At 67.2% G+C, this 23,420-nt stretch carries 22 protein-coding genes and 1 pseudogene; 10 read left to right on the top strand and 13 right to left on the bottom strand.

Annotation, left to right across the window (positions count from 1 at the left end; genetic code table 11):
* The first annotated feature begins 47 nt into the window (after positions 1-47).
* Positions 48-1,300 (top strand): annotated as a pseudogene (locus tag ACIRRA_RS16345) (alpha/beta fold hydrolase).
* Between the two features lie 9 nt (positions 1,301-1,309).
* Here the strand turns inward: ACIRRA_RS16345 and ACIRRA_RS16340 are convergent.
* Positions 1,310-1,987: a hypothetical protein gene (locus ACIRRA_RS16340; protein WP_402768084.1), complete on the bottom strand. Its 678-nt coding sequence runs from the start codon at positions 1,985-1,987 to the stop codon at positions 1,310-1,312.
* A gap of 705 nt (positions 1,988-2,692) precedes the next feature.
* On the opposite strand from ACIRRA_RS16340, the gene ACIRRA_RS16335 reads away from it, so the two are divergent.
* Together ACIRRA_RS16335 and ACIRRA_RS16330 are read left to right on the top strand one after the other, a co-directional pair.
* Positions 2,693-2,944 carry a TMEM175 family protein gene (locus tag ACIRRA_RS16335; RefSeq protein WP_402768082.1) on the top strand — a complete coding sequence of 84 codons (252 nt, stop codon included), beginning with the start codon at positions 2,693-2,695 and terminating at the stop codon, positions 2,942-2,944.
* Positions 2,945-2,968: 24 nt separating this feature from the next.
* Positions 2,969-3,259: a hypothetical protein gene (locus ACIRRA_RS16330; protein WP_402768079.1), complete on the top strand. Its 291-nt coding sequence runs from the start codon at positions 2,969-2,971 to the stop codon at positions 3,257-3,259.
* Between the two features lie 250 nt (positions 3,260-3,509).
* On the opposite strand, the gene ACIRRA_RS16325 is transcribed toward ACIRRA_RS16330, so the two are convergent.
* From ACIRRA_RS16325 to benA, 9 genes are all read right to left on the bottom strand, one after another.
* Complete coding sequence (locus tag ACIRRA_RS16325; RefSeq protein WP_402768076.1) at positions 3,510-3,800, bottom strand: hypothetical protein; 291 nt, start codon at positions 3,798-3,800, stop codon at positions 3,510-3,512.
* A 139-nt stretch (positions 3,801-3,939) separates the two neighbouring features.
* Positions 3,940-4,602 carry a Crp/Fnr family transcriptional regulator gene (locus tag ACIRRA_RS16320; protein WP_402768073.1) on the bottom strand — a complete coding sequence of 221 codons (663 nt, stop codon included), beginning with the start codon at positions 4,600-4,602 and terminating at the stop codon, positions 3,940-3,942.
* A complete protein-coding gene (locus tag ACIRRA_RS16315) occupies positions 4,599-6,233 on the bottom strand; it encodes an adenylate/guanylate cyclase domain-containing protein (RefSeq protein WP_402768070.1) in 1,635 nt (544 codons plus the stop codon). The genes ACIRRA_RS16320 and ACIRRA_RS16315 overlap by 4 nt, the downstream gene beginning before the upstream one ends.
* Before the next feature lie 439 nt (positions 6,234-6,672).
* The gene (locus ACIRRA_RS16310) at positions 6,673-9,417 is read right to left on the bottom strand and encodes a LuxR C-terminal-related transcriptional regulator (RefSeq protein ID WP_402768067.1); all 2,745 of its coding nucleotides are present in this window, start codon (positions 9,415-9,417) and stop codon (positions 6,673-6,675) included.
* Complete coding sequence (locus ACIRRA_RS16305) at positions 9,414-10,724, bottom strand: benzoate/H(+) symporter BenE family transporter (RefSeq protein WP_402768064.1); 1,311 nt, start codon at positions 10,722-10,724, stop codon at positions 9,414-9,416. Before ACIRRA_RS16305 ends, ACIRRA_RS16310 begins: the two co-directional genes overlap by 4 nt.
* A gap of 16 nt (positions 10,725-10,740) precedes the next feature.
* Complete coding sequence (locus ACIRRA_RS16300) at positions 10,741-11,532, bottom strand: 1,6-dihydroxycyclohexa-2,4-diene-1-carboxylate dehydrogenase (protein ID WP_402768061.1); 792 nt, start codon at positions 11,530-11,532, stop codon at positions 10,741-10,743.
* Positions 11,529-12,563, bottom strand: coding sequence for a benzoate 1,2-dioxygenase electron transfer component BenC (gene benC, locus ACIRRA_RS16295; protein ID WP_402768058.1), 1,035 nt, complete (start codon positions 12,561-12,563; stop codon positions 11,529-11,531). Before benC ends, ACIRRA_RS16300 begins: the two co-directional genes overlap by 4 nt.
* Positions 12,564-12,573: 10 nt before the next feature.
* Positions 12,574-13,077, bottom strand: a complete 504-nt coding sequence (gene benB, locus ACIRRA_RS16290; protein ID WP_402768055.1) for a benzoate 1,2-dioxygenase small subunit — start codon at positions 13,075-13,077, stop codon at positions 12,574-12,576.
* Complete coding sequence (gene benA / locus ACIRRA_RS16285) at positions 13,074-14,465, bottom strand: benzoate 1,2-dioxygenase large subunit (protein ID WP_402768052.1); 1,392 nt, start codon at positions 14,463-14,465, stop codon at positions 13,074-13,076. The genes benB and benA overlap by 4 nt, the downstream gene beginning before the upstream one ends.
* A gap of 310 nt (positions 14,466-14,775) precedes the next feature.
* Here benA and catA point away from each other — a divergent pair, with 310 nt between their 5' ends.
* From catA to pcaD, 7 genes are read left to right on the top strand one after another with little or no spacing between them, the layout of a single operon-like run.
* Positions 14,776-15,615 (top strand): catechol 1,2-dioxygenase, encoded by an 840-nt coding sequence (gene catA, locus ACIRRA_RS16280; protein WP_402768049.1) that lies wholly within the window; start codon positions 14,776-14,778, stop codon positions 15,613-15,615.
* A 41-nt stretch (positions 15,616-15,656) separates the two neighbouring features.
* A complete protein-coding gene (locus tag ACIRRA_RS16275; protein ID WP_402768046.1) occupies positions 15,657-16,778 on the top strand; it encodes a muconate/chloromuconate family cycloisomerase in 1,122 nt (373 codons plus the stop codon).
* 17 nt (positions 16,779-16,795) lie between these two features.
* Complete coding sequence (gene catC, locus ACIRRA_RS16270; RefSeq protein ID WP_402768043.1) at positions 16,796-17,095, top strand: muconolactone Delta-isomerase; 300 nt, start codon at positions 16,796-16,798, stop codon at positions 17,093-17,095.
* Between the two features lie 5 nt (positions 17,096-17,100).
* Positions 17,101-17,916 (top strand): CoA transferase subunit A, encoded by an 816-nt coding sequence (locus tag ACIRRA_RS16265; protein ID WP_402768040.1) that lies wholly within the window; start codon positions 17,101-17,103, stop codon positions 17,914-17,916.
* Positions 17,913-18,692 (top strand): CoA-transferase subunit beta, encoded by a 780-nt coding sequence (locus tag ACIRRA_RS16260; protein WP_402768037.1) that lies wholly within the window; start codon positions 17,913-17,915, stop codon positions 18,690-18,692. The genes ACIRRA_RS16265 and ACIRRA_RS16260 overlap by 4 nt, the downstream gene beginning before the upstream one ends.
* The gene (locus tag ACIRRA_RS16255; protein WP_402768034.1) at positions 18,689-19,864 is read left to right on the top strand and encodes a thiolase family protein; all 1,176 of its coding nucleotides are present in this window, start codon (positions 18,689-18,691) and stop codon (positions 19,862-19,864) included. The genes ACIRRA_RS16260 and ACIRRA_RS16255 overlap by 4 nt, the downstream gene beginning before the upstream one ends.
* 22 nt (positions 19,865-19,886) lie before the next feature.
* Positions 19,887-20,750, top strand: coding sequence for a 3-oxoadipate enol-lactonase (pcaD, locus tag ACIRRA_RS16250; RefSeq protein ID WP_402768032.1), 864 nt, complete (start codon positions 19,887-19,889; stop codon positions 20,748-20,750).
* Between the two features lie 195 nt (positions 20,751-20,945).
* Here the strand turns inward: pcaD and ACIRRA_RS16245 are convergent, their stop codons facing one another.
* The 3 genes from ACIRRA_RS16245 to acpM all read right to left on the bottom strand — a co-directional run bounded on the left by ACIRRA_RS16245 (position 20,946) and on the right by acpM (position 23,235).
* Positions 20,946-21,566, bottom strand: coding sequence for a TetR/AcrR family transcriptional regulator (locus tag ACIRRA_RS16245; RefSeq protein ID WP_402768030.1), 621 nt, complete (start codon positions 21,564-21,566; stop codon positions 20,946-20,948).
* Between the two features lie 103 nt (positions 21,567-21,669).
* Positions 21,670-22,920, bottom strand: coding sequence for a KasA/KasB family beta-ketoacyl-ACP synthase (locus ACIRRA_RS16240; protein WP_402768171.1), 1,251 nt, complete (start codon positions 22,918-22,920; stop codon positions 21,670-21,672).
* A gap of 9 nt (positions 22,921-22,929) precedes the next feature.
* Entirely contained in the window at positions 22,930-23,235 is a 306-nt protein-coding gene (gene acpM / locus ACIRRA_RS16235) for a meromycolate extension acyl carrier protein AcpM (protein WP_379388513.1), read from the bottom strand.
* Positions 23,236-23,420: the final 185 nt, after the last annotated feature.

The raw sequence follows: 23,420 nt of genomic DNA, 5'->3' as shown, positions 1-23,420 counted from the left end.
TCGAGGCAGTACTCGCCGAGCACCCGAGCGTCGCCCGCTCGATCGCCGTGGCGCACACCACCGGTGCGGTGGACCACCTCGTCGGCTACGTGGCGCCCGCCACGGTCGACACCGCGGCGGTCCTGGCGCACGCGGCAAGCGAACTGCCCGACTACATGGTGCCCACCACGGTGATGGCGCTCGACACGGTGCCCCTCACCACGTCGGGCAAGTTGGACCGCACGCGGCTACCGGAGCCGGTGCACGCGATCGGGGAGTTCCGGGGGCCTTCGTCGTGGCTGGAAGAGGAGGTCGCACGGGCCTTCGGAGCGGTACTCGGCGTGGATCGGGTGGGCGCCGATGACGACTTCTACGTATTGGGTGGCAACTCGCTGAAGTCGGTGCAGGTGGTGAGCGAGTTGCGCAGAGGACTCGACTACGAGGTTCCGATCAGCTGGATGCTGTCGGGTCCCTGCCCAGCCGACCTGGCGAAGCGGATCGAATCCGGAATGCGCTCCCGGACCGCCGGCGACCGGACCGACATCGGCTTCGACGTAGTGCTGCCCATCCGGACCGGCGGCGAGCAACCACCGCTGTTCTGCATCCACCCGGCTCTGGGCCTGTCGTGGTGTTACCGCACACTCGGCAGGTACCTCGCCGCCGGTCGACCGATCTACGGCATGCAGGCGCCGCAAATCGGGGGCGAGGACCCCGGTCCGACGTCGATCGAAGAAATGGCGAAACGCTACTTCGAGGAGATCACGCGGTTCAGCCACACGGCCCGTATCACCTCCTCGGCTGGTCGCTGGGTGGTGTGATCGCCCATGCGATTGCCGTCGAGATGCGCACCGCCGGTGAACAGGTTGCACTACTGGCACTGTTGGATGCCGAGGTGGGCGGTATCGACGAGTCGACGCTCCGCACCGTCACGGCCGGGGAACTGATCAGCAATCTCGGCCCGGTCATGGGCGCCGATTTCGTGAGCCCCGAGGCGACCGCCGAGGAAGCCGCCGATCTGATCGAACGACACCTGGGGGGCTGCGTCGACATTGACGCCGCAAGGATCGAGCGACTGACCGACGCCTACAACCTGGCGATCCGGGCAGCCAGTGTGTGGCGGCCCGCAGTATTGGACAGCGACATGCTCTATTTCACCGCGACACGTGAAAGGCGATCCGATGCTGCGGGTCACCAGGGATGGGCGCCTGTGGTTCGTGGGCAAATTTCGACTTTCGACATCGACGCGACCCATCTCGCCATGACCGATCCGGGCGCCATTGCTCAGATCGCCCGGATTCTCAGCGCGCGACTGGATCGATGACCGCGTTTGTCACGGCGAGGTGATGGGCGCGTGGGATCCATCGGTTGGGTTGTCCGGGAGGGGCGTGGCGAGACCCACTATCGCCCCGACCGATGCCCCGAGCGCCCCACCGACCAGGGCGGCAGGTCCGGCAACGAAGCCGACGCCGATGGCCGCGCCGACGACCGGGAGGACAACCAAACCAGCCGGCAGGAACGGGATGCCCGAGACGAACCCGGCGACGGCGCCGACTATTCCGGAGGCGATCACGACGGGCGAGACCGCTGCCACGGCGATGCCTGCACCGATTGCCGCACCGACGCCCGCGTCGGTGACGGTGACGGCGCATCTACGGGGATCTCCCGGGATGCCCGCGCAGAAATCCTGGATCGGCTGCGGATCCACGGTCGGCGGCAGCAGGTCCGGCGCGTCCACCTTCTCGACTCCGGGCCAACTGTCGGCGGCGAGCGGATTCGCCGGGCCGACGGCTCGATCGTCGCGGCGCGTGTCGACCGGCGATGCGATCCCGACCGGCGATTGGTCGAGTAGAGCGAGTTCGGTCGGCAGCACGAAAGGACCTGGCCCCTGCTCGTATTGGCTCGGCGATAGCCAGTCCACCGTCGTCGGCGATCCGGCAAGTACCGGCGCCGCGCCACCCGGGGATGCGTTGACTACACCGGTTCCGAGGATGACAGCAACTGGCAACATGCTCGCAATTAGAATTGAACGTGATCGGGACCAACGACCGGCTTCCGACATTTCGGACCTCCTGGACTCAGCGCTTCTCGATCTCGAGTATTCATCGCACCGCGCAGATAGCTTAAGCGGCGGGCATCGCCGGGACAGGCAGAACTCGCCGAATTCCATGTGCACCTGGCAAATCCGTGGCTGTGCGAGGTGTTGCGCGGCAAGCGCCGGCATCCGAATACACCGGGCCAGCATCCAGTTGGAGTTGCCAATCGTTATCTATTTGTTGTCGCATTACTCAGTTGGAGCCGGTGCTGCGCTGCTGGCCGCGGATCTGCGCCCGGGCGAGGGCGGGTGATTCCGATCGCAATGTCGTCGTCGACTCCTGATCAGAATTGGCGGGTCGAATTCTCATCGAGTCGGCGCTTCTTCGGCGCCGCGAACCGAGCATGTGCCACACACGTTCCACGAAAGCTCAACGCGGAGAGAGCATGCATGCGAACTGCCCACCACCGCTGCCATACAGCTCGCCGACGAACCGCGGCCGGGTTTGCTTCTGGTCGCGTTGACAAACGCCAATCCGGCTGCTTCCGTGATGCGCTGGAATCCATTCTGCTGCTGGCGTTATGGATCGGAATCGGGTGACTTTCCGGCGCACGAATGGTGGCCACCCGCTCGGATCCGGCCCTGCAGTCGGCGGAGTGAGCGAATCACCGTGAGCACGGGATGGAGCGGCTGGCCTTCTTCAGTGATGCCGTGGTGGCCATCGCGATAACGCTGATCGCGTTGCCGTTGGCCGACAGCGCACGCGGTGTCGCGGACTCGAGCACTTCGAAGTTCCTGGTGGACAACGGCTATGCGCTGACCGCCGCCGGGATCAGCTTCGTCGTCATCAGTGCCTTCTGGCGGGATCATCATCGCCTGTTCGAGCGCGCGACGGGGTACACGGCCTTGCTGATCCGTGTGAACATGTTGTGACTCATCGCGATAGTCGCGATTCCGGTGGCAACCGTGCTCGACGTCTATTCGCACCGCGACGATCGACTGGCCATCGGAATCTATCTGGGCGTCATCATTTTTGCGATGGCCGTGGCACGAATTGCGCTCGGCAGCGGACCGGGCGCCGGTGAGACCGCACCGTTGCCGCGATGTCCGGGCCGATCCGCTCCTATTCGCATCACCGGCGGGAATGAGTTGACCGAGAATGGTTTCCGAGGCCCGGCTCAGTTGGTTCAGTCGTTGTTTCGTGAGCGCGTCGAGGACCGACAGTTTCGGCTTGGGCGGGCGCGCTGAAGGCGACTTTCTCGTACCCGGCGTCGGTGAGTGTCAACAGGGTGACGCGTCCGCTGTCGCGCGCCGGACGGCGAACGACCCAGCCTTGGCTTTCTCGAGGCGCCGTGCCGCCCCGAGGGCCGGGCATAGTGCAGGTCGACCGGCTTTGGGGGCGGGTTGAGGACTATGGCTTCAGACAACATCCCGCCTGCATCGGCGAGTGAGACCATAGCGGGCCGCGGTTCCGGATCGCGTATGCGGGGCGCGAATATCAGTGATGCCAGCGGTAGTCGTAACCATGATTGCGGCGGTCGAACGACTCCCAGTCGCCGCGGTGGCTGCCGCGCCAGTAGTTGTAGTCGCAGTACTCGTAGTAATGCCAGTCGAAGCCGCTGTTCCACTCGCACAGCGGATCGAACCAGGTTCGAACCCCGCCCGGCACTGCGGCTCGAGCGGGTCCGGCCGCGACCGGCGTGACGGCGCCGGCGATTCCGGTGCCGGCGGAGCCGATCAGAGCGAGGGCGGCGACAGCGGTGGCGGTCCGGCGGAATCGGCTGATCATGTTCTTCTCCAAGCTGTTTGGTCTCCGGCCGGGCGGCCGGTGTGAACGTGGGACCAATACTGGCCGCGGCCGAGAAGAAGTTCTGTCAGCGCGACGGCACTCGATCTGTATCCGCGCTTACACAACCCGGCTGCGTAACTCAGAGCTTGGCAGCAACAGTCTCCAGCTCGGCGCGGCTGACGACGATGATCCGGCCACGGCGCAACGACACGATGCCGCGCTGCTCCAGGTCGCGCAGCACGCGGTTCGCGGTGACGCGAGTGGTACCGGCCATCGAGGCCAGATCTTCCTGGGTGAGCCGGATCTCGGCGATCGGCGCGGCCTCACCGTAGACACGGGCGAGGCTGGCCAGTCGCAGCATCACCCGAGCCTCGACCGGCAGATACAGGGCCTCGAGTACGGACGCCGAGAGTCGCCTGACCTGTTCGACCAGGGTGGCGATGAGCATGCGATCGATACCGGGGTTGGCGGCGCGTAGGACTTCGAGCCTGTCCCGGCTCAGCGAGAGCGTCTCGGCATTCTCGGCAGCTTCCACCGTCGCTGTCCGTCTGGCATCGGGGGTGAGCACCGCCAGCTCACCGAACGAATCGCCAGGGCCGATGATGGTCAGGGTGGCGGTGGAGCCGAGCGGCGTGGTGACCTTGATCAGCAGCAACCCGGATTTGACCAGATGCAGGGTATCTCCGAGATCGCCCTCGTGGCAGACAATTTCACGACGTTTGAACCTGCGCGGAATACATGAGGCGATGACCTGGCGGCGATCCTCCGGATCGAGACTGCGCAGCAGCGCGAACTCGGTCATCGCACCCCGCTCAGGACGAAGCAGGTCACCGGCTCCTGCCGGCCCTTCACCGTGATCGCGTGCAATGGCCGCACCAGCGCCCGGTGTCCGAGCTGGTCGCGAGTGAGCGGACCGATCACCACCTCACCCGGCTGCGCCACCCCCTCCAACCGGGCTGCGAGATTGGTGGTGTCACCGATCGCGGTGTAGTTGCGCATCTGTGCCGCACCGATATTGCCGACCAGGGCCGGACCGGTATTGATCCCGACCCGGAACCGCGGCCAGTCCGGTTGACCCGCCGAGATCCGCCCGACCGCCTGCTGGAGCATCAAGCCGGCCCGCGCCGCGCGCAAGGCATGATCGGGCTGAGGAGCCGGGGCGTTGAACACTGCCATCACCGCGTCACCGACGAACTGCACCACCACACCGCCCTCTTCGAGGATGACCGGCACAATCGCGCCGTAATACGTGTTCAGCATCTGAACCACCAACGCCGGATCGGTGCGCTCGGCGAACGGCGTGAACCCGCTCAGGTCGGCCATCAGCACACTGACCTCGGCGATCCGCCCACCCAGATCAGCCTGCTCCGGGTTTGCCAGCAACGCGGTCGCGACCTGCGGCGACATGTACGAGCGGAAAAGCTGGTCCAATTGCCGATACAGCCGGGCGTTCTGCTCGAGCACGACCAGCTGGCGCTCGGTCAGCCCGAACCGTTTCGACAGTTCGACACCGACCACGCCGAGCGGCTCATCCGGCGGCACCCCCACGGCCGCACGGCTGCGCAGCACCTCCACCATCTCGGTCAGCGCCCGGGTGTAGTCGCGTTCCAGCACCGCCATGGTCTGGTTCAGCGTGACGCTGTCGAACAGCCCCAATGACGAGCCCTCCCGTCGGAACTGAACATGACTGCTCAGCGCGATCAGCGCGAACGCAGCCACCATCAGCGCATGCCATTCCCACCACGACGCCTGCCAGCTACGCCCGTGGCCGATTGCCAGCAACGCCTCGATCAGCAGTACGAACGCGGAAAGCACACTCAGCAGCAACAGTCCGCGACGGCGATGGAACTGGCGTGCGTAGACGACCACCGCGCACAGATACGACAGCGAACCCAGGTAGGCGACGGCCACCAGGGACCGCGAAGTCTCGGTGGCACTGGGTAGGCCGTCGAAGGGCGGTAATCCGGTCAGCGAGAACATCGCCCACACCACCAGCACCAGCACCGGTAGGGCCGACAGCAACCACGTCAACCGGTTCAGCCGAGCCGCCGCGATCGGTCCGTACTCGACCGCCGAGGCCAGCGCCGCGAATCCGCCGAGCGTCAGCCCGACCGGCACGGCATAGACGAAGCCGGCATTCGGCATCTGGATGATGACGCCCGGCGTCGCGATCGCATGCAGCCCCAGGAAGCCCGCCGCGAATTGGAACATCAGCGACACCAAGATCAACCGCAGGTCGCGGCGGCTGCGCGCCGCGCGAAACAGGATGATGCCCAAGGCCATCGCCAAGGCCGCCGCGCCGAGCACCAACCAGAAGTGCTCAGGATGATGTTCGTAATGGGCGTCCAGCCTCGGATGCGAGACCAGCAACCACAGCCCGGCCACAGGAAGGCTGATCGCCGTGCCCCAGGTGACGACGCTCAGTTTCGACACCAGTGCACCCTAGCCGACACGACTGGGCGAATCGCACCGCGTCAGAGGATGATTCGGACGGACGAACGCTGATCGGCGCGGCCCACGCCACCTGCTTTTCGATGGCGTTGGCAAGCGCTCTGGCCAATGCCGGTCATCCCGCCGAATCGATCGAAACCGACGCCTCGGTGACCCTACGGCCCATCGATGGCGTCCCGACGATCACACGGATCGAACTCGTGTCCCAGGCAAAGTGCCAGGTCTCGACGAAGCGAAGTTTCAGGAGTTCGCCGCGGAAGCGAAGGCGACGTCTGTAGGTTCTCGTTGTATCGGATTTCTCCAATCGCCCCGGACGCGGGCGAGTACCGCCGCCGGGAGGGTTGACTCGTTCGGATAGGTGGCCGATCGGGTTGGGCACAGCGCTGCTGTTGGTGCGATCACCGATGTCGGCGGCATCATTTCATTCGAGTTCTCGCATATACGCGACCAATTCGGTGCGGGAGCGCACGCGCAGCTTCGCGTAGACGCGGGTCAGGTGGTACTGAATCGTCTTGACAGACAAGAACAATTCCTCGGCAGCCTGCTTGTTGGTCTTGCCCGACATCACCAACCGGGCCACCGTGCGTTCCTGTTCGGTGAGCTCGGAGAAGGGATCTCGGCGGCGTTTGGCGTTCACCCCGGCCGCCTTGAGTTCCCGGTCGCAGCGCTCCACCAGGACGCTCGCGCCGAGGGCCGCGAATGTCTCACGGGCCGAACGCATGACGGTGTCGGCCTCGCGGCGTTTGCCGGCGCGGCGCAGGGTCTGGCCGTAGAGCAGCGCGATGCGCGCGCGGTCGTAGGGCATGGCCAGATCGTCGAGCGCGTGCAGCGCCTCGGCGAAGACGGGCGCGGCCTCGTTGATTCCCTTGGTGGCCGCGGTGATTCGCCCGCGCACCGCCCCGAAGCGTGCGGCGCTGGAGCGGTGGCCGCTGGCGCGCGCCTGATCCTCGTAGCGGGCCAGGAAGCGATCGGCGTCGTCGATGCGGCCGGCGGTCACCAGGGCATTGGCGTAAAGGTCGGCCCACGGCCAGAATCCGGCCAGGTCGCTACCGGGCGCCACCCGTGCGGCGGTGGACAGCGCCCGCAGCACGCCCTCGTGGTCGGCGTGCGCCTGCGCGTACTGGGCGTGGGCGAGCGCGGAGGGCAAGTGCATGGTGAGGTATTCCTGCGACTGCACCCGGCCCAGGCGCAAATGGTGGCGGGCGGCCTCGTCCTCGCCGCGCAGCACGTGGATTTGGGCTCCGGTCCAGTGAATCAGTGGGCGCAGCAGGTCGATTCCGGATTCTTCGACGATGGCGGCGGCTCGGTCGACGGTGTGCAGCGCGTCGTTCCACTCACCCAGAGTGAACTGCACCCGGGCCAGCCACCCCTGCGCCCACAGTGAGATGCGGGTGGACCCGAACCGGAACGTGGTGGGTACCGCCGATTCCAGTAACAGCCGGGCGTCATCGAGGCCGTCCATCGCCAGCGACAGCCAGCCCTTGGCCATGCGGTAACGCTGGGACTGCGCGCCGGTGACGGTGTCGGCGAGCACGTCGGCGTAGGTGCGGGCAGCGGCGTCGAGAGCACCGGTTATGGCATGTCCGAGACCGATGATGGCTGCGGCCTCGACAGCCTCCGGTGTGCTGGGGACGGTGATGCGCGCGACGCGTTCGGACCATTGCAGCAGCCGCTGCCCGTCCCAGCGCGCGAGCGCGTCGATGACGTGGCGCTGGCCGATATTCGCGGCGACGGGACCGGTGGGATCGGGTCCGCAGCCGTGCCAGGCGCGGGTGAGCAGCAGCCGTGACTCGCTGGGGCGGCCTCGCATGATCGCCAGATACCCGAGCGCGCAATCGCGCAACGGACTGTCGTCGAAGCTCGCGATCTCCGGCGCCAGGGCCTCGGCCTGCGGGATGGACCCGGCCCCCACCAGCGCGTCGACGCCGCGCACGAGCCGGTTCTCTCGCAGGGCCGGCGACGGCGACATGTGGCTGGCCTGAATCAGGGCCGCCGCGCAGGCCGCCCACTCGCCATTGGCGGCGCGGGTGGCTGCGTAGTCGTCCAGCCGTGTGGCGAGATCGGCGTCGGCGACGGGTTGCGCCGCCACCAGGTGATCGAGGCGGCGGCCCTCGTCGTCGGCCTGGTCGGCGGCGCGGCGATGCAGTGCCTGCCGGGCCAGCGGTGTGAGGCTGGCCAGGACCGCCCCGCGCACCAGGGGCGCGGGAAAGGTCACGGTGAACAGCGGGCGATCGAGATCGGTGAGCAGCAGGCCGCAGGTGCGGGCGGCGTCGAGGGCCGCGACCGGGTCGGTGAGATCGGCCAGAGCTGCCGCGCGGCCGAGTTCGGTGCTGTCGCCGAGCACGGCGGCGGCCTCGACGAGCCGCCGGCCCTCCGGCGTGATCGCCGCCAGGGTCGCCGAGACGGCGGCCTGTTCGGCGCGTGGCACCGGCAGCAGCGGCATCCAGCGCGACCAGATCTCGGGGTCGGTCTCGCGCAGCAACCGGGTGATCCGGCCCGGATTGCCACCGGTGTGTTCGGCGAGCAGTCGGGCGGCCGGAGCCGAAAGGCGTATACCCGCAGCGCTTTCGGCGAGCGCAGCCACCTCGGGTGGGTTCAGGGGATGCAGCGCGAGACCGTGGCGGCGATGGCGTTCGAGCAGCTCGAGCACCGCCGTTGTCCCGGGCGCGGCGCACTCGGGGTCGACCGCCAGCAGCGCCAGCACGCCGGTGTCGGCGCGATCCAGCGCGGAGGTCAGCACCCGCAGTGATGACAGGTCCGCCCAGTGTGCGTCGTCGATCAGGACGAGCAGCGGCGTGGCGGACGCGCCTGCCGAAGCGGCGACGGTGGTGGCCGCGCAGGTCGTGGCAAGGGGTTCGCCTGTGGCGGATCCGGTTTGGTACGTGGCGGCGAGGCGGCGCAGCAGCGCGGGCCAGGGTTCGGTGGCACAGGGAGAGCGGAGAAGTTGCTCGATGATCGCTCCGGGGGTGTCTCGTTCCCATTCGACAGCTCGGGCCTGCAATGCGGGCAAGTCTGGATGTTCGGCGCGGAACGCCTCCAGGAGTGCGGTTTTCCCGCTGCCGCGCTCACCGTCGAGCACCGCCGCCACCGCGACGCCGGTGCCAGCCGTGGCCAGGAATTGCCGCAGTGCGGCAACTTCCTGGTCACGGCCGTAAAGCGAGCTCATGGCACCACTGTATCGGCCGACTCCGCCAGATTATTCGGAGGTGCATGATTCGTCCGCGGATTCATCAGCGCGGATACGATGAGCCCGACCACCAGGCCCCAGAAGGCGGAACTGATCCCACCGAAGTCGATTCCGGCTACCGTCACCAGGAACGCGGCGAGTGCGCCCAATGGTTGCTGACTGGAAAAGGCGGTGCCGAAGTCGCTTTGCAGCGCGGCCAGCATGGCCAGACCCGCCAGTGCCGCGATGAACGGCGCGGGCAAGGCCAGCATGAGCGCCACGCACGCGGGTGCGAGCGCGCCGACGAGCAGCGCCAGCAGGCCGCACACGATGCCCGCCGTGTATTGGCGTTCCCGCGCGCCGGAGGCGGTGAGCAGCGCGTTGGTGGGTCCGGTCAGGCAGGTGGAGGCCCCGCCTACGCAGGCCGACAGCAGCGACCACACGCCGCAGGCGAGGGTCATAGCCGTCACCGGCACCCGGTGCCCGGCAGCCTCCAGCACCGCGATGCCCTGGCCGTTCTGCACGACGAGCACCGTAATGGCCAGCGGCACGACCAGTTCCGTCAGAGCCGACGCGGTGAACACGGGCGTGGTGAACTGTGGTGCGGCCCATACGCCGTGGTTGCCGAGCACCGGATGAACACCGCTGGTGCGGGCGACGATGATCAGGCCGAGTATCAGCGCGGCGAGTACCGGGGGGATGACGGCCCCGGCGGGGCGCAGGCGCAGCAGTGCGAAGAAGACCACGATCATCGGGACGGCGACGGCCGGGCGCTGCGAGACCGACGCCACCAGGCCGGTGCCGAATTTGACGAATACGCCCGCGACCATGGCCATGACGATCGGCATGGGCAGCGCCGCCATCACCCGGCCCACCAGGCCGGTCATGCCGAGGGCGAGAATCAGTGCGCCCGTGACGAAATAGGCTCCCACCACCTGATTCCACGGCAGATGCGTCAGCGAGTTGCCGACCAGCACGGTGCCGGGGATGGTCCAGAAGAAGCCCATCGGCCGTCGCGACACCCAGGACGCCAGGATGGTGAGGACGCCATTGAGGAAGAAGACGCCGAACACCCAGGACGCGAGCTGAGCGGCGGTGAGGTGGCTGCGATCGCCGGCGGACATGATGACCGCGAGCGGGCCGGTGGCGGAGAATACGATCCCGATCAGGCCGTTGGCGGCTGTCCGGGCGTCGGTATCACGCCAGATTCGGCGCGGCGAGACCAACGGGGGGACGAGGGATTTGACACATCGCGTCGCGGCGTCGCGGCGCGGTGAGCCGGTATCGAGGTCGGCGGCGGTGCTCATTTGGTCTCCTGCACGCTCAGCCCTGGTCCCCGCCGCCCACGGGCAGCACGCTGCCGGTGATGTAGGACGCCTCGTCGGAGGCCAGGAAGCAGATGGCGGCGGCCTGTTCGTCGAGGGTGCCGTAGCGCTTCATGAGTGCGGATTCCGTTGTCTGCGTGACGATCTGCTGGTACCACCGCTGCTCGCGGTCGTCAGCGGGCGCCGGGCCGCGCGCGACGCGGCGCGGCGGGGCCTCGGTGCCGCCCGGCGCGGTGGCGACCACCCGGATGCCGTGGTCCGCGACCTCCATGGCCAACGCGGAGGTGATGGCCTTGACCCCGCCCTTGGCGGCGGCGTACGGCACCCGGTTGATGCCGCGGGTGGCCACGGAGGCAACGTTCACGATCACCCCGCTGCGCCGGTCGATCAGGTGCGGCAGCACGGCGCGGCAGCTCCACAGCGTGGGAAACAGCGAGCGCTGAATCTCGGCCTGAATCTGTTGCGGCTCGTAGTGTTCGAAGGGACGCGCCCAGATGGTGCCGCCGACGTTGTTGATCAGGACATCGATGTGACCCAGATGGCCGAGGGCGGTGGCGATGGCCGATTCCGCACCCGGATAGGTCTCCAGGTCGGCGGTGACGCCATATCCGCGCTGCCCCTCATCGATCAGCGCGGCGGCCCGCTCGTGCACCATCTCGGCCCGGTCCACCAGGGCGACCAGGCCGCCCTCGCGGGAGATGCGCTGAGCCACGGCCCATCCGATGCCCTGCGCGGCTCCGGTGACCACGACGGTGCGGCCGTCGAAACGGCCGGGATACACCCGGCTCACGCGGCAGCCTCCGTGTGCGCCTGGGTGCCCGAGGTCACGAACTTCTCGTAGTGGAAGCCGACGGGGCTGATACCCAGCTCCCGCAACCGATCTCGCACGGCCTCCACCATGGGCGGCGGGCCGCACAGATACATGTCGAGCGCGCCCTCGTGCAGCTGCTCGGCGGCGAGGAAGTCGGTCACCCGGCCCCGGTTCGAGCTGGTGGACGCCGTATCGGAGACGCAGGTGAGGTAGTCGAAATCAGCCAGTGCGGAACGAAATTCGTCCAGTCGGCCGAGCTCGACCAGGTCCGCGTCGGCGGAGACACCGTAGATCAGCCGGATCGGCACGCCGATCTCCCGCGCGCGCAGCGATTCCAGCATGGACAGCATGGGCGCGAGCCCGGTGCCGCCCGCGATCAGCAGGACCGGCCGGGCGACCGGACGTAGGAAGAAGCTGCCGCGCGGTCCCGTGAAGCGCAGAGTGTCGCCGGGTTTCGCACGCTCGCGCAAGTAGTCCGACATCACGCCGGAGTCCAGGAGCCGGATCAGGAAGGTGAGCCGGTTTCCGCCGGGCGCGTTGCTGAACGAGTACGAACGGGTCACGCCGGTTCCGGGCACCTCGATGTTCACGTACTGGCCGGGAAGGTAGGACAATCCGGCGTCCGCAGCGATCTCCACGGTGAGCCCGGCGCTGCCCGCCGAGTACGGCGTGACCTCCACGATGCGCGAATCATAATTCCCGGCACCGGTTTTCGCCGACTCCGAAGTTCCGCTGACGCGCAACACCAGATCGCTTTCCGGGCTCATCTGGCAGGGCAGGCAGTATCCTTGCGCGGCCTCGTCCTCGGTGAGCGCCTCGTCGATGTAGAAACCGCCGTCGTAACTGCCGGATTCGCAGAATGCCTTGCAGGTTCCGCACGCGCCGTCGCGGCAGTCGAGGGGAATGTTGACCCGGGCGCGGTAGGCGGCGTCCGCGACCACCTCGTCGGCCTCGCAGCCGATGAAGCGGGTGACGCCGTCCTCGAAGGTCAGGGCGACCTGGTAGCTCATGCGTTGTGCCTCAGACGTGGTAGATGTCGACGACGTGGTGGATGTAGTCGTTCTTCAACACGACCTTCTTGTTCCGGATCAGGGGACGGTCACCGGCGAAATCGATGGTGTAGAACGAGGTTCCGAAATACGTGTCGAGGCTGTTGTAGCGGAAATAGAGGGTGAACCAGTTGAATCGCACCCGCGCCTGCGCGCCGTCCACCGACAGCAGCTCCACATTGTTGATGTTGTGGCCGGTGCGGGGCTCGGGCAGGCTGGTGGCGCTGGAGCGGTCGGTCTTGATGCGAAAGACCCTGTCCTCCAGTCCACCTCGGTTGGCATAGTAGATGAGCGATATCTCGGTCTGCGGGTCGGCGGTGAGTTCGCCGTCGTCGGCCCAGGCCGGCATCCAGAACGCGGCCTCGGGGTGATAGCACTCCACCCAGGCATCGAAATCCCGGTCGTCAAGATAGCGGGCTTCCCGGAACAGGAACTCCCGCACCGATTCCAGGGTGATCTGCGTGGCGGCGGTCATGGGCGCGGCTGCTCCTGTGTGGACGGATCGGAATCGATGGCGCGGCCGAGGGTTTCGGCCCAGTAGCGGTGCTGAATCGGATACAGGCCCTCGTCGTTCACCTTCACGCCACTGGAGAGTGGAGTGATACCGAGCCTGCGGGCAGCCTCGTCGGGTCCGGAGATCTGATGTGCCGCACCGCGGCTCAGATCGTTGAAGGGTGCGGCCCCGGCCTGATACGTCTTCTGGCAGGACCGGAATTCCTCGAGGTCGTCCGGGGTCGCCATGCCGGTGGCGTTGAAGAAGTCCTCGTACTGCCGGATACGGTTGGCGCGGGCCGCGGCGCTCTCGCCCTTGGGGGCGATGCAGTAGATGGTGACCTCGGTCCGGTCCACCGAGACCGGCCGGAAATGCCGGATCTGCGAACCGAATTGGTCCATCAGGTAGACGTTCGGGTACAGGCACAGATTGCGGGCGACGCCGATCATCCAGTCCGCGCGGTCCACGCCGAAGCGTTCCACCAGTTCGGCGCGGCGCTCGAACAGCGGCCGGTTCGCCGGGTCGGCCCAGCGGGTCCACAGCAGCATGTGGCCGTTGGCGAACGAATAGTATCCGCCCTCCTGCTTGGCCCATTTGCCCGCGTCCATGGCCTTGGTCGCGTTGGCCGATTCGCCGGTCTCGCGGCGCGCGGTGGTGGCGGCGTAGTTCCAGTGCGTGGCGGAGACGTGATAGCCATCGGCTCCGTTCTCGGCCTGCAACTTCCAGTTGCCGTCGAAGGTGTAGGTGGACGCGCCGCGCAGCACCTCGAGCCCCTGCGGAGACTGGTCCACGATCATGTCGATGATGGCCGTGGTGTCTCCGAGGTGTTCGGTCAGCGGCGGCACGTCCGGGTTCAGGCTGCCGAACAGGAAGCCGCGGTAGTTCTCGAAGCGCGCGACCTTGGTCAGGTCGTGCGAGCCGTCGGTGTCGAACTGCTCCGGGTAGCCCGCGTCGCGCGGGTCCTTGACCTTGAGCAGCTTGCCCTGATTGCTGAAGGTCCAGCCGTGGAACGGGCAGGTGAAGGTGGTGCGATTGTCGGTCTTACGGCGGCACAGCATCGCACCGCGATGGCTGCACGCGTTGATCAGCGCGTGCAGTTCGCCATGTTTGTCGCGCGTGATGACGATGGGCTGGCGGCCCATGTAGGTGGTGAAGTAGTCACCGACATTCGGGATCTGCGATTCGTGCGCCAGATAGATCCAATTGCTTTCGAACAGGACGCGCATTTCCAGATCGAAAAGCTCCGGGTCGGTGAAGATGTCGCGGCGCACCTGGTAGCGACCGGTCTGCGGGTCTTCTACGAGGGCGGCGACCAGGCGGGCGCGCAGTCGGTCGGCCGGACTGACAGGCCGGTCGAGTAGCTCGGTCATCGGAAATCCTCCAACGGGGACGGGGTCCGGATCGAGGATCACTGTGGCAGCTTGTGTTGGCGGTCACACTGGGGCAATGCCTAGTGCTGACCCGGACATCCGGATTCCCGGCGCGCGTGCCAGGCGGGTCGGCGCCACCGGCGGGGATCGCACACCCTGGGTCAACACTGGGCATTTCGCCAGGTTCATGTGGATTGACACCGGGGTGTGAGCGCCCGCACAGTATCGGTGTGCGGTGCACCATCCGATCGGTGCACTTTCTCCTATTGCGCTGTGCCGCAATACCTTTCACATTCTCAGGAGTTCTGCGATGACTGCCGTCGAATCCCCGACCGCTGCCGCCTCCGGCGCGGCCGCTACCGCGAAGTTCGCCCGATCCCGGGCCACCGCCGACACCTCGCCGGAACGGCTGTCCGCCATCGCGGCCGACGCGCTGGCCGCGCTGGCGGGCGTCATCGACGAACACGGCGTGACCTATCCCGAGTACCGCGTGCTCAAGCAGTGGCTCATCGACATCGGCTCATACGGCGAATGGCCGTTGTGGCTGGACGTTTTCATCGAACACCATGTGGAGGAGGTCGCCTACCGGGGGCAGAGCGGCACCAAGGGCAGCATCGAAGGGCCCTACTACGTGCCCGGTGCCGCGCGCCTGCCCGCCGTGTGCACCCTGCCCATGCGTGCGGACGAGGCCGGAGAGCGCCTGGTGTTCGCCGGGCAGGTCCGGGATCTGGACGGCGCGCCGCTGCCGGACGCCACCGTGGAGATCTGGCATGCCGACACCCTGGGCTACTACTCGCATTTCGCGACCAATACGCCCGACGGAATTCTGCGCGGCACCGTCGAGGTGGACGCCGAGGGCCGCTTCGCCATCAGCACCATCAAGCCCGCGCCGTACATGATCCCGCACGATGGGCCCACCGGCTGGTTCATCGAGAAGGCCGGCTGGCACCCGTGGCGCCCCGCGCACCTGCACCTGATGGTCAAGGCGGCGGGCAAGCGGACCATCACCACGCAGCTGTACTTCGGCGGCGGCGAATGGGTGGACAACGACGTGGCCTCGGCGGTCAAGCCGGAACTGACCCTGCACCCGGTCACCGACGCCGACGGCGTGGCCCGCGTCGACTACGACTTCGTCCTCGATCCGGCGTGAAGCACGGCGCGCACACCGGTCCCGACACGAAAGAACATGCGGTGCACGAACTCACGATCGAATCGCTGACCACGCTGATTCTGGACGTGCCGCTCACCCGGCCGCACAAGTTCGCCACCACCTCGATGGTGGCGCAGCCGCTGCTACTGGTGCGAGTGCGCACCGCCGGCGGCGTCACCGGATACGGCGAGGGCGTGGTGCCCGGCGGCCCATGGTGGGGCGGCGAATCGGTGGAGACCATGCGGGCGATCGTGGAACGGTATCTCGCGCCGGTCGCCCTCGGGCGTCGCGTTGACGAAATCCCCGGGCTGATGCGGCATTTCGAGCGTGTGGTATCCGGGGCGCACTTCGCCAAGGCGGCGGTGGACGTCGCCCTGCACGACGCGTGGGCGCGCTCGCTGGGCGTGCCGGTGCACACGCTGCTCGGCGGCGCGTACCGCGACGGCATCGAGGTGACCTGGGCGCTCGGCTCCGCGCCGGTGCCGGAGATCATCGCCGAGGCCGAGCACAAACTCGCGAGCAACCTCAACCACAGCTTCAAGCTGAAGATGGGCGCGCTCGATCCGGCCGACGACGTGGCCCGGGTGCTGGCCGTCACCGAGGCGCTGCGCGGCCGGGCCGGGGTACGGGTGGACATCAACGCCCGCTGGGATCGGCTCACCGCGCTGCGCTGGCTGCCCCAACTGGCCGCGGGCGGAGTGGAGCTCATCGAGCAACCCACGCCGCGCGAGCAGATCGAGGTGCTCGCGGAACTGAATCACCTGCTCCCCGTGCCGATCATGGCCGACGAGAGCGTGCAGAGCCCGCACGACGCCCTCGAGGTCGTGCGGCAGCGCGCCGCCGACGTGATCGCGGTCAAGACCACCAAGTGCGGTGGTCTGGCCCGCAGCCGGGACGTGGTCGCGATCGCCCGCGCGGCCGGATTGTCCTGCCACGCGGCCACGTCCATCGAAGGACCGATCGGCACCGCCGCCTCCATCCATTTCGCCTGCACCCAGCCGGGCATCGATTTCGGCTCGGAACTGTTCGGGCCCCTGCTGTTCGCCGAGGAACTGCTGATCGAGCCGCTGCGCTACGCCGACGGCCGGGTGGCCCTGCCGACCGGACCCGGCCTGGGCGTGGAACTGAACCCGGACGCCGTCGCGGCGTTCACCCGAGACTGACAGGAGTACCGAACACCGTGGCACTCTTCCACGTTCGCATGGACGTGCGAATCCCGCACGACCTCGACCCCGCAGTTCGCGCCGAAACCATCGTGCGCGAAAAGGAATACAGTCAGGGCCTGCAACGGGCCGGAACCTGGCGGCACATCTGGCGGATCGCCGGACAATACAGCAACATCAGCGTCTTCGATGTCGAATCCGCGGACGAACTGCACGAGATCCTCTGGAATCTCCCGCTTTTCGCGTTCATGGACCTGCAGATCCTGCCGCTGACGCACCACGGGTCCGACATCCATCCGCCCGAAACCGGGCGGTAACCGCGGTGGCGAGGCTGACGACCCTGCACGACGCCGTGTCGGAACTGGTGCACGACGGCGACACCGTGGCACTGGAAGGTTTCACACACCTGATTCCGGTGGCGGCCGGACACGAGATCATCAGGCAGCGGCGGCGTGATCTCACCCTGGTGCGCATGACCCCCGACATCGTCTACGACCAGCTCATCGGCGCCGGCTGCGCGCGCAAGCTCATATTCTCGTGGGGCGGCAATCCGGGCGTCGGCTCGCTGCACCGGTTCCGCGACGCGGTGCAGCACGCCTGGCCCGAGCCCCTGGAACTGGAAGAACATTCGCATGCCGGGATGGCCAACCGCTACGTCGCGGGCGCGTCCGGGCTGCCGTTCGCGGTGCTGCGCGGCTACATCGGCACCGACCTGCCCAAGGTCACCACCACCATCGCGCCCATCACCTGCCCGTTCACCGGGGAGCGACTGACCGCGGTGCCGGCCCTGAACCCCGACGTGACGATCGTCCACGCGCAGCGGGCCGACCGGCGCGGCAATGTACAGCTGTGGGGGCTGCTGGGCGTGCAGAAGGAGGCGGTGCTCGCGGCGCGGCGCGCCATCGTGACCGTCGAAGAGATCGTGGACGAACTGACGCCGATGCCCGGTGCGATCGTACTGCCATCCTGGGCGATCACCGCTGTCGCCGAGGTGCCGGGCGGCGCGCATCCGTCCTACGCACAAGGCTTTTCCGAGCGGGACAACGACTACTACGCCGCGTGGGATGGAATCGGTCGCGACCGCGACGCCTTCATCGTCTGGCTGGATCAGCACGTCCGTACCGGGAGAGACGCATGACCAACCTCGAGAACGCCGGCACGCCGGCAGCACTCGGCTACACCCCCGACGAAATGATGACCATTGCCGCGGCCCGCGCACTGCGTGATGACAGCCGCTGCTTCGTCGGCATCGGATTGCCCTCCACCGCAGCCAATCTCGCGCGGCGCACGCACGCGCCCGATCTGGTGCTCGTCTACGAGTCCGGCGCCCTGGGCTCCAAACCGTCGCGGCTGCCCGCGTCCATCGGCGACGGTATCCTCGCCGAGACCGCCGACGCGGTGATCAGCGTCCCGGAGGTGTTCAACTACTGGCTCCAGCCCGGCCGCATCGACATCGGCTTTCTCGGTGCGGCGCAATTGGATCGGTTCGGCAACATCAATACCACCGTGGTCGGAGACTACGCCGACCCGGCGGTGCGACTGCCGGGCGCGGGCGGCGCGCCGGAGATCGCCGCCTCCTGTGGTGAGGTGTTCGTGGTGCTGCGACAGTCCCGCCGGGCCTTCGTCGAGCAGGTCGATTTCATCACCTCCTTCGGCCATGGGCGCGGCAACGGCGAGCGGGCCGAGCTGGGCCTGCACGGCGCGGGGCCCACTCTGGTGATCACCGATCTGGGGGTGCTGCGCCCCGACGACACCGGCGAGCTGATCCTCACCGCGACCCATCCCGGAGTGACGGTCGACGACGCGCGCGCGGCCACCGGCTGGCACCTGCGGGTAGCCGACAGCGTCGAACGCACACCCGCGCCGACCGCCGCCGAACTCACCGCCCTGCGTGCCCTGCGGGCCGCGTCATGACGGTATTCGTCTACGACGGGGTGCGGACGCCCTTCGGGCGATACGGTGGCGCGCTGAGCGGCATCCGGCCCGACGACCTGGCAGCCCACACACTGCGAATGCTGGTGCGCCGCATGGACTTCGACCCGGGTCGGGTGGACGAGGTGGTGTGGGGCGCGGCCAATCAGGCAGGCGAGGACAATCGCAATGCCGCACGCATGGCGCTGCTGCTCGCCGACTGGCCCACCTCGGTGCCCGCCACCACCGTCAACCGGTTGTGCGGCTCGGGAATGGACGCGGTCATGACCGCCTCCCGGCTCGTCGAAACCGGGGACGCACAACTGGTGATCGCCGGCGGAGCCGAGTCCATGACCCGGGCACCGTGGGTACTGCCCAAGCCCGCCAAAGGATTTCCCGCGGACGACGCCGCACTGCACTCCACCACCTTGGGCTGGCGGCTGGTGAATCCGGCCATGCCGCAACGCTGGACGGTGTCACTGGGCGAATGCACCGAAGCGCTGGCCGAGCGATACGGCATCGATCGGGACCGCCAGGACGAATTCGCCGCGCGCAGCCACCGATTGGCGGCGGCAGCGTGGGACAGCGGGTTCTACGACGATCACGTCGCAGCCGTTCCCGGTGTCCCACTGGTTCGTGACGAACCGCTGCGGCCGGACACGACGCCCGAGCGTCTGGCCGCCCTGCGTCCGTCGTTCCGCCCGGACGGCACGGTCACGGCCGGCAACGCCTCGCCCCTGACCGATGGCGCGTGTGCGTTGCTGCTCGGCGGCGAACAGGTCGCGACGTGGTCCGGGCAGAAACCGCTGGCGCGCATCGCCGGTCGTGGCGCGGCGGGCGTGGACCCCGACGCATTCGGCATCGGCCCGGTGCGCGCCGCCGAGATCGCGCTGGCGCGTGCGGGCATCGGCTGGGGTGACATCGGTGTGGTGGAGCTCAACGAGGCGTTCGCGGCCCAAGCGCTGGCCTGCTTGGCGCACTGGCCCGAACTCGATCCGGAGCTGGTGAATGTGCACGGCGGGGCCATCGCCCTCGGGCATCCGCTCGGCGCGTCCGGCGCACGCATCATCGGGCAGCTGGCGTCAGCGATGCGGCAGCGCGGCGTCCGATGGGGCCTCGCGGCGCTGTGTATCGGTGTCGGGCAGGGGTTGGCAGTGGTTCTGGAGGTGGCCTGATGAGCCAGAGAGAGAAATCGTAATGAACTCTGTACCAGTACATTTCGTCGACGACGGGCCCACGGATGCGCCGGTTGTCGTCTTGAGCGGCTCACTGGGCAGTGATCTGCGCATGTGGGATCCACAGGTCGCGCCGCTGCTCGAAGCGGGATTGCGCGTAGTGCGCTACGACCATCGTGGCCACGGCGGCACGCCGGTTCCCGATCCCGGCCCGTGCACCCTCGACGAGCTGGGAGCCGACGTGCTTGCCCTGCTCGATCGACTCGGCATCGAGCGCGCGCACTTCGTCGGCCTGTCCCTGGGCGGCATGGTCGGAATGTGGCTGGGTCAGCACACACCGCAGCGGCTGCGGACCCTGACCCTGTGTTGCACCTCGGTCGATCTGGCAGGCACCGGGGTCTACGGCGACCGAGCCCGGCTGGTTGCCGAGCAGGGCGTAGCGGTGGTAGCCGAGGCCGTGGTCCAGCGCTGGTTCACCCCGGAATGGCGCGCCGGCAACCCTTCGTCGACAGCAGCTTTCGAACAGATGGTGGCCGCCGTGTCGGCCGGCGGATACGCCGCGTGCTGCCGGGCGATCGAGACCATGGACCTCGCGTCCCGTCTCGGCGACATCACCACCCCGGTCCTGATTCTCGCCGGGGATCGCGACCAGGCCACCCCACCCCCGCACGCACGCCGCCTGGCCACCGCTATCCCGGACGCCCGCCTCGAGTTTCTCGCTCCCGCCGCCCATCTGGCGAACGTGGAACAGCCCACCGCCTTGACCCGGGCCGTACTGTCGCACATCGGCAGTAATGCTGCCGCCCTTGCCACCAGCGGAACTCACGAACCGGACGGCCGGACAGCACCTCGTCCGCCGGTAGCCTCCCCAACGTGGTGTCGATGAACGCACCATTGTTCGCCCGATAGCGAACAGCCACATCCGACTCGGAAACAACCCCCGCCGGACCAGCCCACGCCCGGCCGCCTTCATCAGTCATGGCCGACACCCAACCGCGCCGAGCCAGATCCACCCACGATTCTCACGAATCGTTCGGGAATGCACCGTTATGAGTCCGCGATGCCGGAATCGGGTCGCCTGTCAGCGAGTGGTCAGGTGATAGCGGATCAGGTCGGCGAGCTGAGTTCGGCTGTCGTCGAACGGGTGGCTGGATTTGAGGGCGCGGCTCTGAACCACGGCGCCTTCGATCGACGAAAGTAGGAATCCGGCCAGCGAGCATGCCTTCGTTTGTTCGATTCCGACAGCGATGAGTCCGTCGGCGAGCCGCGCGGTCCATTCGGCGAATGACCGGCCGGCGGCGAACTGCACCTCTGGATCCAGCCCGTCAACTGCGGCGGCCATCATGAACGAACCTGCCCGATAGTCTGTGGACTCCAAGGGAAACCGCCAGAAGGCGAATAGTTCATCGAGCCAGTCTTCCAGTGAAGCGGCGGTAGAGAGCGTGTCGGCGAGTCTGCTCACGTGCGAGTACCCGATCCGGGACATGGATTTCGCCGCTGTCTCCACGAGTTGGCCCTTGCCGAACGGGAAGTGGCGATACAGCGCGTCGGTGGACGTGTTGCTCTGCTCGAGCAGGTCGGTCAGCGCGACACCATGCACACCGTGCTCTTGCACGGTGCTGATGATGTTCGTGATTAGTCGGGCGCGCGGTCCCGCGGCCATGTGAAGTCCTCCAAACCTTGTGGGAATCAGCCAAAGCACTGTGGCTGTGTCCAGCCTCGGGGCACCCGGCCCCGGCAGGTTTTCCTGTACGAATCGTTCGAAGCCCTGCCGGGACCGTTGACCTCCGAGCGCGACAGATCTGTCAGTACCGGCCAAAGGCAAGCGCGACGTTGTGTCCGCCGAAGGCAAAGCAGTTGTTGATCGCGTACTCGATGTGCTGTCGCCGCGCCTCACCGTGCACGACGTCCAGATCAATCTCTGGATCCTGGTTCTCCAGGTTCAGTGTGGGCGGCACTATCCCGTCTCGGATGCTCAGGACCGTGAGCACCGACTCGAGGGCGCCAACGGCACCGATCGAATGCCCCAGGGCGGACTTGGGCGCATACACCGAAGCATGCGAAACACCCGCCTTGTGAATCGCTTTCGCCTCGGAGACATCGCCGATGGACGTGGCCGTCGCGTGCGCGTTCACATGCGTGATATCGCCCGCGCACAGTCCCGCCGTCTGGATCGCACGCTGCATGGCACGGGCGATGCCACTGCCTTCCGGATCCGAGGCCACGAGATGGAAGCCGTCGGAGGTCACGCCCGCGCCCATCAGACGAGCGTGAATGGTGGCCCCGCGCGCCTTCGCATGCGCTTCGGTCTCGATGACCATCAGTGCACCCGCTTCGCCGAATACAAAGCCGTCCCGGTCCCTGTCGAATGGGCGCGAGGCCCCCTTGGGATCATCGTTGCGCGTACTCATGGCGCGCATCATCGAGAATGTCGCGATAGGAACGGCGTCGATGTAGCCCTCGACACCGCCGGTGACGACCATATCCGCGTCACCCATCACGATCATCCGCCACGCGTTGGCGATCGCCTCAGCACCCGAGGAACAGGCCGAAACCGGTGTAATCACACCCGCTTTCGCACCCAGTTCCAGTCCGATAATGGCGGCGGGCCCATTCGGCATGATCATCTGAACCGCCAATGGCGAGACCTTGCGGTAGCCGCCGTTCTTCAGCTTCTCGTTCGAGTCGATGAGTGTATCCGCACCACCGAGGCCTGTTCCGATGGCCACTCCGAGTCGCAGCGGATCGACCTGCGGGGCACCAGCGTTTCGCCATACTTCGCGGCCGAGCACCATGGCCAGTCGCTCGACATAAGCCATCCGGCGGATCTCAACCCGGTTCAACAACGTGTCCGGCGACACCTTCAGGTGCCCACCGATACGAACCGGAAGACCATAGTCGTCGATGAAGTCGTCAGTCAGGATGTCGATGCCGCTCTCGCAGTTGAGCAGACCCTTCCACGTCGCATCGACGTCACCCGCGATCGAGGTGGTCGCCGCGAGACTTGTCACCACGACGTTGGGGAAGGCCCCATCCTTGCTGAATGGATTAGTCACGTTGTTCACCTACTCGCCGTGGGATTCCTTGTACTTCGACTCCAATTCCGCTGCGAGGTCGGTGTTTTCGGCCGCCATCTTCTGGACGTAGGTGACAGCGTCGCCCACGGTCCGCAGGCTGGTCAGATCCTCGTCCGGGATCTTGACGCCGTACTTGTCCTCGAGCTGCACCGCGATTTCGACCAGAGACAGCGAGTCGATGTCGAGGTCGTCCACGAAGGACTTCTCGATCGTGACTTCACCGGCGTCGATGCCGGTCACTTCTTCGACGATCTCAGCGATGCCGGCGACGATCTCAGTTTCAGTGGCAGCCATGGCCAACCCCTTCCCGTTGTGTTGATTGCGGCGGTTCATCCGTGGACGCCAGACAAGATGCCGATCGAGCATCTACGCAACACGCCCTGTTGGATTGCACAGCCAACCGGAGGCAGGGAGCATCGGCAGCCATCAACCTGCGAAGATGCCATTGCGACGACAGTGGAAGACCCCCCATTGAACCA

Origin of the sequence: Nocardia sp. NPDC101769 (genome assembly GCF_044766925.1) — a bacterium.
Taxonomy (GTDB): Bacteria; Actinomycetota; Actinomycetes; order Mycobacteriales; family Mycobacteriaceae; genus Nocardia.
This window is presented reverse-complemented; position numbering and strand designations above follow the sequence as displayed.